This window comes from Chromobacterium haemolyticum DSM 19808 (assembly GCF_000711885.1).
Lineage (GTDB): Bacteria > Pseudomonadota > Gammaproteobacteria > Burkholderiales > Chromobacteriaceae > Chromobacterium > Chromobacterium haemolyticum.
Genome location: NZ_JONK01000039.1, coordinates 1 through 14,431, shown reverse-complemented (window position 1 = coordinate 14,431; position 14,431 = coordinate 1). Strand labels below are relative to the sequence as shown.

Genomic DNA, 14,431 nt, shown 5'->3' with positions numbered 1-14,431 from the left:
GGGTTAGATGGTTTTGATCACGTTCACCGACACGCTGTCGGCGATTTCGCCGAAGGACACCACTTCCAGATCGCGGAAGCGGGTTTCGACCAGTTTCTTGATGAAGCGCCGCACATCCACCGAGGCCAGCAACACCAAGTCCTTGTGCGCGATGCCCATGCCGTCCAGACCCAGCGCGAACAAGTCCATCAGTTCGTCCGAGGCCGCCGGCTCCAGGTTGAGGAAGGCCCCCGCCGAGGTCTGGCGTATGCCCTTGCGCACCATGTCCTCCACCTCGGCGGACATCATCACCGCGCGCAACTCGCCGCCGCTGGCGAACTTGTGGCAGATGTAGCGCGCCAGCGCGCCGCGCACGTGCTCCACCAGATTGATCACGTCCTTCTCGCGCGGCGCCCACAGCGCCAGTGCTTCCATGATCAGCTTCATATTGCGTACCGAGATGCGTTCGGCCAGCAGACGCTGCAGCACTTCGGCGATGCGCTGCACCGTGGCGTGGCGCAGCACTTCCTTGAGCAGGTCCGGGTATTTGGCTTCCAGTTGGTCCAGCATGTGCTTGGTTTCCTGGACCCCGAAGTATTCGTTGACGTGGCGCGCCAGCAGCGCGGCCAGGCATAGGTAAAGTTCATCCAGCGCCGGGCGCAGCTGGTAACCCAGCTTGGTCAGCTTGTCGCCGTCGGCCGGACGCACCCAGGCGCACTGGCTGGCGCCCTGGGTGCTGAACACCGGCCGCACCCCAAGCGCGGCGGCCTCGTCCGAGTAATTGACCACGCGCACCAGATCGAAATGCAGCTCGAACTCGTCGGCGCGGATTTCGTTGATCAGCACCGCCACCCGGTTGTCCGGCAGGCCTTCACCATCGCGCAGCAGCATATCCGGCAGCCGCACACCGTAGTCGATGAAAAACTGACTGCGCAGCCGCTCGGCCAGCTGAGCCTGTTCCAGCGCGGCGCGGCGCGCCTTGGGCACCAGCAGGATCAGCGGCACGGTCTCCGCCGCCACTTTGTCCAGGTTGCCGATCAGGCCCAGGGTGCTGTCCTTGCCGCCCGCCGGCGTTGCGCCGGCGGCCGCGCTCGCGGGAGTCTGGGCCGCGCCCGACGGGCCTTTGCGTGCCATGCGGCGCTTGTAATAGAACAAGCCGCCCAAAGCCGCGGCCAGGATCAGGAACACGATCAGCGGAAAGCCGGGCAGCATGCCCACCGCCAATGCCAGCACCGCGGTCACCACCAGCACGAACGGGTTGCCCAGCAACTGGCTCATGATGTTGCGGCCCATATTGTCGCTGTCGCCGTTGACGCGAGTGACGATGAAGCCGGCGCTGATGGCGATCAGCAGCGCGGGAATCTGCGCCACTAGGCCATCGCCGATGGTGAGCATGGTGTAGGTGGACAGCGCGGTGGACAGGTCCATGCCGTGCTGGGTCATGCCCACGGCGATGCCGCCGATGAAGTTGACGAAGATGATGATGATGCCGGCGATGGCGTCGCCCTTGATGAACTTCATCGCGCCGTCGAAGGAGCCGTAAAGCTGGCTTTCGCGTTCCAGCACGCTGCGGCGTTCGCGCGCGCCGTCGGCGTCCACGATGCCGGCCTTGAGGTCGGCGTCGATGCTCATCTGTTTGCCGGGCATGCCGTCCAGCGAGAAGCGCGCCGCCACCTCGGCCACCCGTTCCGAACCCTTGGTGATCACGATGAACTGCACCACGGTGACGATGGAAAACACCACGAAGCCCACCGCCAGGCTGTCGCCGATGACGAACTGGCCAAAGGTGTTGATGATCTCGCCCGCGTCGGCCTCGATCAGGATCAGGCGGCTGGTGCTGATGGACAGCGCCAGCCGGAACAGCGTGGTGATCAGCAGCACCGAGGGAAAGGTGGAAAAACTGAGGATGCGGTCGATGTAGAACGAGCCCATGAACACCAGCACGGCGATCACGATGTTGAGGCCGATCAGGAAGTCCACCAAATAGGTGGGCAAGGGGATGATCAGCATCGCGATGATCATCACCATCAACAGCAGGATCAGCAATTCCGGCCGCGAGCGCGCGCCGTTGAGCAGGGAATTAAACACCGTTAGTCATCCAAGCGATTCGATATTGGCGGCGGGCCGCGGCCCGCCGGGAAAAACAGCCAGGCAAGACGGGACGTATCTCCCCGCCTTGCCTGGCGGCTCTCGTTTACTCCGCGCCGCCGCCCTCGGCCTCGCGCCGGCGCTCGGCCAGTTCGTGGCGGTAAGCGATGGCCGCCAGATGGCGGAACTCCTCCTGCAAGGCGTCCAGCCAGCGTTCGTCGACGAACAGCTGCGGCGGCAGCGCCTTGCAAGCCTGGTACAGCGCCTGCAACAAGGTGGAATGCTCGCTGTGGCGGCTGAGCAAGGCGGTGTCGCCCACCGTCTCCGCCAGCAAGCCGTCCAGTTGCTGCGGCTGTTGCAGCAGCGACAGCAGAAACAACAACCAATCCGCCTCGCTGGGGTTGAAGGCGCACACCTGCGGATTGCTCAACATGCGGCCGACGAAGAGCGCGTCGGCCGAACGCAGCAGCTTGAGCTGGCTCAGCCGGCCCAGGAGATTGCCGAACTCCAGCCGCGAACAGCTGGCGTCCAGCGAATCGATGTCGGCCAGCAACGCGCCTTCGATGAAGTCCAACACCACCGCTCTGCGTTGGTAGCCGTAGCTGCCCACCCAGTCGGCGTAAATCTCCACTTCCGCCGCCTCGCTCTCCAGAAACTGGCGGTAGCTGGCGCGCAGCAGGCCGGGGCTCAGCGACAGCGCCTTGCCAAACAGCCTCGCCTTCAGCGCGCAATTGATGCCGGCCTTCAAAGGCTTGGCCTCGGCCTGGTCCTCCACCTGCTTGAGCAGGGCCTGCAGGCGCTTGCGCACCACCTCGTCCAGCTGACGGCGACGCAACAGTTCGCGCAGCACCAGCACCAGATCGCTGTCGTCCGGGAACAAGGAACGCGCTTGGCGCAGCAACTCCTCGGCGCTGACCCCGTGGGACTTGGCCACGTTCACGATCTGCTGCGCCTTGGGCTGGGCCTCCTCGTCCAGCACCCGTTCGAAGCTGTCGGCCAGATGGCCCAGCTTCTTGTCGTAATCGCGGCGGTTGCGGAACTGGGTCAGCGCCGCGGACATTTCATCGGTGGATTGGACAAAGCGCTGCACCTCGGCCGCCGGGCTGGCGTCCTCCACCTGCTGCGCGTCCGCCTGCCGGGCCTCGCCCTGACGCTGGGCGTCGCGCTGAGCGTCCAGCTTGGCCTGGTGCTTGGGCGAGCGGACGCCAAAGACCGGTGGCGGACGGCCGCTAATGTCCACGCGTAGCGCCCTTGGCCGCGCCCTCGGCGCGTTGCTCGCGGTCTAGGTAGTCCCGCACCCATTGCTGCAGCGGATCGCTGGCGATGCCGCCCTCCTTGGCTACCGCCGCCGATAGATCGCTGGCGTCCGGCGTCAACGGGTCGTCGATCTCGCGCGGCTGGATCAGGAACACGCGCACGGTATTGCTCTGGTTCTGGCTGCGGTAGCGGAACAGGCCGCCCACCAAGGGCAAGCTCCCCAAGAACGGCACCTTGTTGTTCTGTTCGATATTGGCGTCGCGGGTGTAGCCGCCTATCAACAGGCTCTTGCCCTGCGGCACGCGCGCCACGGTGCTGATGCGGGTGCGGCCCACCTCGGGCAAGGCATCCTGCGGGTCCCTGTCGTAATCAGGCGTCTTGGCCTCGCGGCCGTCCTCGATGTTCAGCGACATCTCGATCTGGCCGTCGGCGGAGAAACGCGGCAGCACGCTGACCAGGGTGCCGTAGGTCACGTGTTGCAAGCTGGCGTTGCGCTCGCCCACCAGCTTGGCGTAGAAGGTGCGGTTATTGTCGAAGATGGCCGGCACGTTCTCCTGGGTCAGCACCACCGGGCGCGACACCACATTGGCCTTGTTCTTCTGCGACAGCGCCATCACCGAGGCGATGAAGCGGGTGCCGTCCAGGGTGCTGATCGAGCTGCTGGGGTTCAGCGCCACGCCCAGCTTGTTGCCCACGGTGACGCTGCCGCTCCAGTTGACGCCCAACTGGTCCAGATCGCCCTTGTCCAGATCTATGATCCACAGCGACAGCTCGACGTGGCGCTTGGCCACGTCCAGCGCCAGCGCCAGGTTTTCGATGAAGCGCACCTGTTCGGCGGTGCCCTTGATCAGCAGGCTGTTGGTGTCCGGATAGGCGATCACCTTGATGTCGCCGGCCGCCGCGTCCTGCTTCAGCGCGTCCGGCAGGCTGAGGCCGGCCTGGTAGGCCGGCGCCTTCAGCTCGCCGCTGGCGGGAAAGTCCGGCATCGCCGGGATGTCGCTGCCCCGCGCCGGCGGCCGTACCGGATTCACGCCGGCGGTCTGCAAGGGCTTGTCTTCGCCCTGCAGCAGCTTTTCGATCACCGTGGCCATGCCGGGGATGACGATTTTCTGATCGCGCAACTCATAGCTGCGGTCGCTGACGAAGGTGTTGTTGAGCCGCACCACGCCAATCTTTTGCCGGCCCAGTTCGATACCGTCGCTCTGCTTGTCCATGAAGCCGGCGGCGTTGACCACCAGATCCACGAAAACCGGCGGACCGGACACATAGAAAGTGCCGCTGCGATTATCGCCGCGCAGCGGATAGCGTTTGTCGTAGAGGCCGGACTTGCGCAGGAAGTCGTTGAAGGCGGAGAGCGACACATTGCGCAGCGACACCACCGCATTGCGGGTTTCGCTGGCGTCGTAGACATAGATGGCCTGGCCGTCGTGATACCAGATCAGGCCCAACTGCTGGGTCATCTTGTCCAGCAACGCCTGCGGGTTGGCCAAGTCGAAATCGCCGCTGATCTGCTTGCGCGCCGCCTGCTTGCTGACGATCACCGGCTTTTTCAGCCGCGAGGAAATCGCGTCGAAGAAAGAACGCAGGCCCTCCTTCTTGGCAACGTAGCCGGCGGAGTCGGCGGCGCGCGCCGGTTCCGGCGCGGCGGCGGCCGGCACGGACGCGAGCAGCGCCGCGGCCAGCAGCGCGGCGGATAAAAAGCTTCGATTCATTTGGTGGCCAGTTGAATGATGTTGGACAGACCGCGAGGCGAAACGCCGATCAGCCCCTTGATTTCATTGGAAAAATGCGACGACGAGGCGTAGCCGTGCTTGAGCGCCACCTGGGTCAGGTTTTCCCGTCCCTCCGCCACGTCCAGCAGCGAACGGGCCATGCGCCAGTCTCGCAGCTCGGTCTTGGCCGCGTTGCCCAGCGCATGGCGGCACAAGCGGCGGAAGTGGGAGTAAGACACGCCGTAGCGCTCGCCCAGCGCCTGCAACTTGTCGCCGCAGGCGGACTGGGCCAGCAGGAAACGCACCAGCCAGTAGCTCTCGCTGCGGCGCAGCAGCGCCAGCAGCGCGGCGAAGGCCGGCGACGGCGTCAACACTTGCAGCAAGAACCAGTACTCGCAACGCTTGCGGTCCTGCCAGGCCGCCAGATCGACCAGCGGCAATTGCGCGCAGCGCGCCTCGCTTGCAGGCGCGTCCGCGTCTCGCGCCTCGTCGGCCTTGGCTTCGTCGACGAAGGCCAGCAGCTTGCTGAACGCCTCCAGCCGGACAGGCTGAAACGGCAGCGCGCCGGCAACCACGCTCACTTCCACGCGGTCCAGCAACAGCAGGCCCTGCCAATCCGCCGCCAGGGTCAGCGCTTCCGCGCCGTCTTCCCAGCTCAATTCCAACCGCGCCTCTTCCCGGCGCGGCGGCAGCAACCAGACGTCCTGGGCCGGCGCGCAGCGCTTGGCGGCGGCCTCCAAAGTCTCCAGCGGGTGCAACACATCGTTATCGGTCATCGGTCAAACGCCCTGCCGGGCTCGTGCTTGGACCGGGAAAGTGTCCCCCAGCCCCGCGGGCGAATCCTGATGCAAATCTGATGGGAGCCGGAGTTTTCGCTCGGGCGCCCGCCAGACACAAAGAACAGGCCCGCCGCTGCGGCGCCCGCGCGACAAAAGCCGCTATGAGCAGGCTCTCGCCTTCCTCGCGGCTTCAATCAGCGTCGCGATTATCCTTTTCCCCGCCGCGGGCAACTTTCAACTATCGATCATGCCGGCCGCTTTTCGCCATCAGTAATAACGCTCAGCAAAGCTACGCAGGCGCCGCCGCGGCCACAGCCGTGCTATAGGCAGAGATAGGCTCTCAAATGCCAAATGAATTCTTAAAATCAAAAACACCGCGATGCCCACTGGAGAAAATGCGATGGCTAGGATGAACCTCACCTTGCGCCGGGGAGCGGCGCTGCTATTGCTGTTGAGCCTGGCCGGCTGCCGGGACGATCAGCCCAAACCCGGCACCGTGCAGGACGAGGCAAAACTGGCTCAGCGCACAGTGGAATCCTTCCCCGCCGCCGACGAGGACTACTTCAAGGACATGGACGGCGCGGTGGCCTTGAACACCGCCGAGATCAAGGGGCGCAACACCTGGCTGGTGTGGACCGGGGGCAACGACAGGCTGTGGGACAAACTGTCCACTGTCAGCGTCGGCAACCTGGACTTGCTCAAGACCCTGTCCTCCCACCCCAGCCTCAAGTTCAGCCGCGACAACCGCTGGAACTACCTGGGCCTGGTCAACGAACCCTGTTTCGACAAGGCAGGCGGCCCGGACGATAAACGCTTCGGCCTGTGGCTGGACCAGCGCCGCGCCGATTGCCCTAAAGACCCGTTCGAGAACGAGCAAAAATATCCGGGCGTGGCCATAGGCGCTCGCGGCAAGAACCTGCCCGCCGGCTCCTTCTACGGCTACGCCACCGGCGTGGTGGGCCTGCGCCTGTTCCCCAACCCCGCTTTCGACGACGCCGCGGCCAAGAAATGGGACGCCAAGCGCTATTACGAAGACCCAGCGTATTACAACAACAAAGACCTGATCCGCCCCTACCGCGTGGGCATGTCCTGTGCGTTCTGCCACGTCGGCCCCAACCCGGTGAAACCGCCGGCGGACCCGGAACATCCTAAGTGGGAAAACCTCAGCTCCAACGTAGGCGCTCAGTACTTCTGGGTGGACCGCATCTTCTCCTGGCAGGCGGACCCCAGCAGCTTCCCCTTCCAGCTGTTCCACACCTCGCGCCCCGGCGCGCTGGACACCTCGCTGATCTCCACCGACTCGATCAACAACCCCCGTACCATGAACGCGGTATACGGCCTGGGGCCGCGGCTGGACATCGCCAAGCGCTGGGGCAAGGAAACCCTGGCCGGCGGCGAACTTAACAACAAGCAGTTCAACGACTTCGTCAAAGACGGCCCGTTGACTCAGTTCTTCCAGCCGCCCAAGACCGTGTGGACGCCGCGAGTGCTGAAGGACGGCTCGGATTCGGTGGGCGCGCTGGGCGCGCTGAACCGCGTCTATCTGAATATCGGCTTGTTCAGCGAAGAATGGCTGCTCCACTTCAACCCCTTGGTGGGCGGCAAAACCATCACCCCGATCCAGATCGCCGACGCGCGCAAGAACTCGGTGTACTGGCAGTCCACCGAACAGCAGACAGTGAACATGGCGCTGTTCTTCCTGAAGAGCACGGACCCGCACAAGCTGAAGGACGCACCCGGCGGCGAGCAATACCTGAGCCGCGACGCCGCTCAGCTCAGCCGCGGCAAAACGGTGTTCGCGGAAAACTGCGCGCGCTGCCACTCCAGCAAGCTGCCACCCAAAGTCCCGCCGCTGGACCCCACCGCCGGCTGCGCCGGCCCGGGCTACCTGGCCTGCTTCAACAAATACTGGGAATGGACCAAGACCGAGGACTTCAAATCGCAGATGCGCCAGATCGTCCAGGCCGACGACTTCCTGAAAGACAACTACCTGTCCACCGAACTGCGCGTGCCGGTAACCCTGTTACAGACCAACGCCTGCAGCCCGCTGGCCACCAACGCGCTCAAGGGCAATATCTGGGACAACTTCTCGTCCAAAACCTATAAGGACCTGCCCTCGGTCGGCGAAATCACCGTCCACAACCCCTTCACCGGCGCGCCCTGGCAGTACAAGATGCCGGCCGGCGGCCGCGGCTATACCCGCCCGGCTTCCTTGATCAGCGTCTGGTCCACCGCGCCCTTCCTGCTCAACAACAGCCTGGGCAAATTCAACCCCAGCCCGTCGGTGGCGGCGCGCATGGACTCCTTCAACGACTCCATCCAGAAACTGCTGTGGCCGGAAAAACGCGAGAAGGACAAGATGCTGGGCGACAAGGTGCCCGGCGTGATCGACCGCACCACCGCCCGCAGCTATCTGCGCGTGCCCGTCGGCTACTTGCCGGATGCGCTGCAAGAACTGCAAGGCCCGCTGCAACGCTATCTGCCCTGGTTGTTCGGCAAGGACGGCGTGGAGCTGGGGCCCATCCCGGCCGGCACCCCGGTCAACCTGATCGCCAACCTGCAAGTGACGCTGGACAATCCCTCGCTGGGCGAACGGCTCAAGCACGATAAAAAATTGCTGGAGCTGCTGCTGAAGATCAAGCACGACCTCAAGACCTTGCCGCCGGGCGCCAGCGACGAAGAAGCGCGCAAGGTGTTCGCCAACCTGGCGCAGCCGATGCTGGAACTGAGCACCTGCCCGGACTTCGTGGTCAACCGCGGTCATTACTTCGGCACCGGCTACCAGACTCAGGAGCCCGGCCTCAGCGACAGCGACAAATACGCGCTGATCGAATTCCTGAAAACCTTCTAAAGCGCGCGCCATGGACGAATACGAATACATCGTGGTGGGTTCCGGCGCCGGCGGCGGCACACTGGCGGCGCGGCTGGCCGAAGCCGGGCATCGGGTCTTGCTGCTGGAGGCCGGCGGCGACCCGCGCGCGCTCAAGGGCGGCGACGCCTGGCAGCCCCAGGCGGAACGGCTGCCCGACGATTACGACGTGCCGGTGTTCCACGCGCTGGCTTCGGAAAACGAGGCGATGAAGCTGGACTACTTCGTCCGCCACTACGCCAACGACGCCCAGCAAAAACGCGACCCCAAATACCGCGCGGAGTGGAACGGCCAAAAAGTGGACGGCGTGCTCTACCCGCGCGCCGGCGCGCTGGGCGGCTGCACCGCCCACAACGCCATGATCACTGTCTATCCGCACAACGCGGACTGGGACGGCATCGCCCAACTCACCGGCGACGACAGCTGGCGCGCGGACCACATGCGCGGCTATTTCGAACGGCTGGAAAACTGCCACCACCGCCCGCTGTACCGCTGGCTGGGCCTGCTCGGCGTCAATCCCACCCGCCACGGCTGGCGCGGCTGGCTGCAAACCGAGAAGGCGATTCCGGAATCCGCGCTGGGCGACGCCGGCCTGGTGGACACCTTGTTGGTGTCGGTGGACAAGGTCTTCGACGAAGTGGACGTGCCGCACCGCAGCTGGCGCTGGCTGCTGCAAGGCCAAGCCGATCCCAACGACTGGCGGCTGGTGCGCGACAACGCCGTCGGCGTCTGCTACCCGCCGCTGGCCACCCGCAACCATCAGCGCAACGGCAGCCGAGAACGGGTGCTGGACGCGGCGGCGCGCCACCCGGACCGGCTGCGCGTAGAACTGGACGCGCTGGCCACCCGGGTGTTGTTCGACGAGAATCTTCGCGCGGTGGGCGTGGAATACCTGAAAGGCGCCGGCCTTTACCGCGCCAGCGGCCGGGTCAGCAACGCCCCCGGCGAACGCCGCGAGGCGCGCTGCAGCCGCGAAGTGATCCTGGCCGGCGGCGCCTTCAACAGCCCGCAACTGCTGATGCTGTCCGGCATCGGCCCGGCCGCCCACTTGCAAGAGCGCGGCATCACGCCGAGGGTGGACCTACCCGGCGTCGGCCAGAATCTGCAAGACCGCTACGAAGTGGGCGTGGTCAACCGGATGAACTTCAAGCATTGGGAAGTGCTGAAAGGCGCGGAGTTCGCCCCAGGCGACCCGCAATACAAGCAATGGGCGGAAGGCCGCAAAGGCGTCTACACCACCAATGGCGCGGTGCTGGCGGTGATTCGCCGCTCGGCTCAAGAGCGGCCGTTGCCGGACCTGTTCTGCTTCGCGCTGCTGGGGCTGTTCAAAGGCTATTTCCCCGGCTACTCCCGCTTGTTTCCCGAACACCTGAACTACCTGACCTGGGCCATTCTCAAGGCGCATACCAATAACCGCGCCGGCACGGTGACGCTGCGATCCGCCGACCCGCGCGACCCGCCGGACATCAACTTCCACTACTTCGAAGAGGGCAGCGCCGGCGGCGATCAGGACCTGGACTCGGTGGTGGAAGGCATCAAGTTCGTGCGCAGCCTCACCGCCGACTTGAAAAAACAAAACCTGATAGCGGAAGAGGAACTGCCCGGAGAGGCCGTGCAAAGCGACGATGAACTGCGTCAATTCGTCCGCGACAACGCCTGGGGCCACCATGCCTCCTGCAGCTGCGCCATCGGCGCGCGCGAAGCCGGCGGCGTGCTGGACAGCCGCTTCCGGGTTCACGGCGTCAGCGGCCTGCGCGTGGTGGACGCCTCGGTGTTTCCGCGCATACCCGGCTTCTTCATCGTCTCCGCGGTGTACATGATCGCGGAGAAGGCGGCGGAGGCGATTTTGGAGGACGCCAGGCGTTGAGGGAGGGCGAGTCACGGTTTTAGCTAGCAATGTGAAGCCACTAGAAAAACGCCAAAAACACTACATATCCGACGCGCCCCGGGTCCCTTCAAGCCTGCCGCCGGGTGGCAGGCCCGAGGTCTTAAGCGGCTGCCTGTTTGAGCGATTTGACGCTAGCAAATCGCGAGTTCAGCCGCGCCTCGGGCCTGACGGGACCCGGCGGGAAGCCGCAGGCCAGGCTTGCAGGGTGGCCTTTAGGAGTGGAGAGGATATTTGGCCAAACAAATATCCTTTCCCTGCCCGCCGGGCAGCCCCGGCAATCAAAATCATCATCCGCGCAGCGGATTCAGGGCCATGAATATCATCAGCCGCCTCGACGAAATGGTTGCCAGTCCAACACCTGCCGACAAAGCCGGACCAACGGAAAGAACCCGATGAACACCCCCACCCAAGCCTTCTCCCAAGTCCACGCCGACGAACGCGCCGGCCTGGCCGCCGCGCGCGCGGACGAAGGAGTGGACCGTCCGGGCGGCGATGAAGCGCCGCAAGCCGGCCTCGCCTTCTCCGGCGGCGGCATCCGCAGCGCCACCTTCAACCTGGGCGTGCTGCAAGCGCTGGCGAGCAGCCGCTGGTTGCGCGAGTTCGACTATCTGTCCACCGTCTCCGGCGGCGGCTACCTGGGCGGCTGGCTGTCAGCGCTCAAACACCGCGCCGGCAACGCCGGCATGGAACAAACGCTGCGCGACCATCAAGGCCGCCAGCCGGCCATCCAGTTCCTGCGCGACTACAGCAACTACCTGACTCCAAAAACCGGCTTGTTCAGCCTGGACACCCTGTCCGCCGTCATCACCTACTGGCGCAACTTCATCCTCAACCAGGTTGTGCTGCAAAGCCTGCTGCTGGCGCTGCTGCTGGGCCCCCACTTCCTGGTGGGCTTGGCGCGCAATATCGCCTCCACCCCTTACGCGGGCCCCGCCGCGCTGACCGTGGCCGCCGCCGCCGCCGTGCTGTCCGCCCTGTTGGCGCGCGCCACCACCCGCGACGGCAAGGACGCCGCCCCGCCCGGCGCCGCCAGCGCCAGCGTCGCTCTATTGCTGCTGTTCTGTTACGCAATGGCGGTGTTCACGCTCAACCGCCTGGACAGCCGCGACGACTTCTGGCACCAGTTGCCGCTGTGGCGAGTGGCGTTGGGGTCCAGTCTGGCTTACGCCGGCTACTGGGCCCTGCTGGCGCGCGGCTTCAGCCAGCTGCGCGGCAATGGCTACCTGCGCAGCGTGCTGTGGGCGCTGCTGGCCGGCCTGGCCGGCGGCGGCAAGCTGTGGCTGGCGTTGCAAGCGCTGGATTACGGCCTGGGCATCCGCGCGCCGCTGGCCCAAGCCTGGTATTTGGTGGGCGGCGTCTTTCTCGTGCTGCCGCCGGTGTTCGCCCTGACCGCCGCGCTGCACATCGGCCTGGTCAAGCGCAGCTTCTCCGACCTGCAACGCGAATGGTGGTCCCGTCTGGGCGGCCTGCTGCTGGCGCTGGACCTGGCGCTGGCGCTGCTGTTCGTCGTGGTGGCGCTGTCCCTGCCGCTGCTGGCGGTGAGCGCCGACTGGCTGCGCGCGCTAACGCTGCCGGCCTGGCTGCTGACCACGCTGGCGGCGGTGTGGCAAGGCCAGTCCGCGCGCACCGGCGGCATGCAAAACGCCGGCTGGCGCGACCTGCTCGCCCGCATCGGGCCTTATGTCTTCATCGCCGGCCTGTTGATCCTGCTCAGCGCAGGCCTCAGCTGGCTGCTGACCGCGCTGGAGGTGCGCGCCGGCGGCTGGCAACTGCGCCAACAGCTGTGCGGCTTCCGCCACTGCGACCTCAGCGACTGGACCACGCTGCACTTCGCCGCATCGGAACAGCAGGGCCTGGGCGGCGGGCTCTACGCGGCGCTGATCCTGGCCTGTCTGGGACTGGTGGTGTTCGCCTCCTCCCGTTTCGACATCAATCTGTTCTCCCTGCACAACTTCTACCGCAACCGGCTCACCCGCGGCTACCTGGGCGCCAGCGCGCCGCAACGGGCGGACACGGTCAACCGCTTCACCGGCTTCAACGCCGGCGACGATCTGCCGCTGGCCGAACTGGCCGGCCGGGACGGCGCCCCGCCGCAACGGCCCTACCACCTGATCAACGCCGCCCTCAATCTGGTGGCCGGCGACGACCTGGCCTGGCAGCAGCGCAAGGCAGCCTCCTTCACCTTCACCCCTCGGTACTGCGGCTACAAGTTTCCCGACGGCGCGCCGGAAGCCATCGACGCCTTCGCGCCCACCAACGCCTACATGCTGGACGATGTCTCCGGCATGGACCGGGGGCCGATGCTGGGTTCGCTGATGGCGGTGTCCGGCGCGGCGGTCAGCCCCAACCAGGGCTATCACAGCTCGCCGGCGGTAACCTTCCTGCTGACGGTGTTCAATGTGCGGCTGGGGCGCTGGTGCCCCAATCCCGGCAAACCCGGCGCGGACCTGCAAGCGATGTCCCCGCCGCAGGGCTGGGTCTACCTGCTCAAAGAATTGCTGGGCCAGACCAATGCCCGTTCGGACTTCGTCTACCTCAGCGACGGCGGCCATTTCGAAAACCTGGGGCTGTATGAATTGCTGCGGCGGGAATGCCGGCTGATCGTGATTAGCGACGCCGGTCAGGACGAGCAAATGACTTTCGAAGACCTGGGCAACGCCATCCGCAAATGCCGGATAGATCTGGGCGCGGAAATCCACATCGACGTGGACGCCATCCGCCGCGACCCGGCCACCGGCCTCAGCCGGGCCGCCTTCGCCGTCGGCTACATCCGCTACGCCTCCGGCGCCAACGGCCACCTGCTTTATCTGAAACCCTGTATTCAGGGTCATGGCCTGGAGCCGGTGGACGTGCAGCAATACCGAGCGGAACATCCGGCTTTCCCGCACCAATCCACGCTCAATCAGTGGTTCGACGAGTCCCAGTTCGAAAGCTACCGCAAACTAGGGCTGTGCATCGGCGAGCAAGCGGTGCGCGAGCTGGACCGCAACGGCGCGGGCTGGCTGGCCGCAGACGGCGGCGGCGCGTAAACGGAAGCAGGCCGGACCTTCCCGGCCCGCGGAACGGCCGCGCGTTGGGCGGTGACAGCCTACGGCTCCGCCCACATGGCGCGTTGCCGTTGAATCGCCAAAGGCTCCGGCGGTGGCGCGCCCACCAGCGCCTGACGGGCAGTGACCATATTGTTGAACCCCGCCAGGCGATAACACTGCCGCACACAGGTATCGCGGTTGGTCCACTTCCCGGACGCCCACATCTCCAATAAAGCGGCGCGCGCAGGCTCGTGCTCGCCACGCCATTTGCGCCAAAGGTGGAAAGCCGCCAACGCCTGCTTGATTTCCTGATGGATGTCTTCGGTATTGGCCGGATGGATTGGGTTGTTCTCCGCCAGAGAAATCACCCCCAGCCGCATCTCAATAAGCAATGATCAAACGGGCGGCGCGCTTGAGAGCCTGATTGTGCTGGATCAGCAGTTTCATCATGGCAATGCTCCCCGGAATCACAGCAGGTGGTTGAAGTGATCCAAGCCTTGTTTCAAGCGCTGCTGTATCGGCTCCAGCAAGGCCAAGGCTTCTTCGCTGCTGAACAGCAGCGGCTCGTCGCGTCGCTCCAGCAAAGTCAGCAAGGCTAAAAGCCCGGTGTGGGCGGCGCGCATGTCCATCACGCCGCGCAGCAGGGCGGTGTCCAGTTCGACATAGCAATGGTTGAGCTGCTGGCCCAATTCGCCCAGCAGCGTCACATCGCCGGCGGCGGCGGGCAAGCGCTGGGAACAAAGGTGCAGCTGCTCCATCACCGGCACAGTGGCGGGCGTGGCGGCTTGGCCTGCGCAGTGGGGACAGGCGGGCGGCGGCATGGCGGGGGG

At 65.4% G+C, this 14,431-nt stretch carries 9 protein-coding genes; 3 read left to right on the top strand and 6 right to left on the bottom strand.

Annotation, left to right across the window (positions count from 1 at the left end; translation table 11 throughout):
• Positions 1 to 3: 3 nt before the first annotated feature.
• From BR71_RS18120 to invF, 4 genes are all read right to left on the bottom strand, one after another.
• Positions 4 to 2,067, bottom strand: coding sequence for an EscV/YscV/HrcV family type III secretion system export apparatus protein (locus tag BR71_RS18120; protein ID WP_043640875.1), 2,064 nt, complete (start codon positions 2,065 to 2,067; stop codon positions 4 to 6).
• Positions 2,068 to 2,173: 106 nt separating this feature from the next.
• Positions 2,174 to 3,307: a YopN/LcrE/InvE/MxiC type III secretion system gatekeeper gene (locus tag BR71_RS18115; RefSeq protein WP_279625748.1), complete on the bottom strand. Its 1,134-nt coding sequence runs from the start codon at positions 3,305 to 3,307 to the stop codon at positions 2,174 to 2,176.
• The gene (sctC, locus tag BR71_RS18110; protein WP_043640872.1) at positions 3,297 to 5,036 is read right to left on the bottom strand and encodes a type III secretion system outer membrane ring subunit SctC; all 1,740 of its coding nucleotides are present in this window, start codon (positions 5,034 to 5,036) and stop codon (positions 3,297 to 3,299) included. The genes BR71_RS18115 and sctC overlap by 11 nt, the downstream gene beginning before the upstream one ends.
• Complete coding sequence (gene invF / locus BR71_RS18105; protein WP_081862728.1) at positions 5,033 to 5,812, bottom strand: AraC family transcriptional regulator InvF; 780 nt, start codon at positions 5,810 to 5,812, stop codon at positions 5,033 to 5,035. The genes sctC and invF overlap by 4 nt, the downstream gene beginning before the upstream one ends.
• Before the next feature lie 403 nt (positions 5,813 to 6,215).
• Here invF and BR71_RS18100 point away from each other — a divergent pair, with 403 nt between their 5' ends.
• The 3 genes from BR71_RS18100 to BR71_RS18090 all read left to right on the top strand — a co-directional run bounded on the left by BR71_RS18100 (position 6,216) and on the right by BR71_RS18090 (position 13,601).
• Positions 6,216 to 8,666, top strand: a complete 2,451-nt coding sequence (locus BR71_RS18100; RefSeq protein WP_081862727.1) for a c-type cytochrome — start codon at positions 6,216 to 6,218, stop codon at positions 8,664 to 8,666.
• A gap of 10 nt (positions 8,667 to 8,676) precedes the next feature.
• A complete protein-coding gene (locus BR71_RS18095; RefSeq protein ID WP_043640867.1) occupies positions 8,677 to 10,551 on the top strand; it encodes a GMC family oxidoreductase in 1,875 nt (624 codons plus the stop codon).
• 413 nt (positions 10,552 to 10,964) lie between these two features.
• Positions 10,965 to 13,601, top strand: coding sequence for a patatin-like phospholipase domain-containing protein (locus BR71_RS18090; protein WP_043640865.1), 2,637 nt, complete (start codon positions 10,965 to 10,967; stop codon positions 13,599 to 13,601).
• Between the two features lie 59 nt (positions 13,602 to 13,660).
• Here the strand turns inward: BR71_RS18090 and BR71_RS18085 are convergent, their stop codons facing one another.
• Entirely contained in the window at positions 13,661 to 13,993 is a 333-nt protein-coding gene (locus tag BR71_RS18085) for a hypothetical protein (RefSeq protein WP_156039038.1), read from the bottom strand.
• Positions 13,994 to 14,068: 75 nt separating this feature from the next.
• A partial coding sequence (locus BR71_RS24505) for a DUF1484 family protein (RefSeq protein ID WP_043640860.1) occupies positions 14,069 to 14,431 on the bottom strand: 363 nt, incomplete at its 5' end.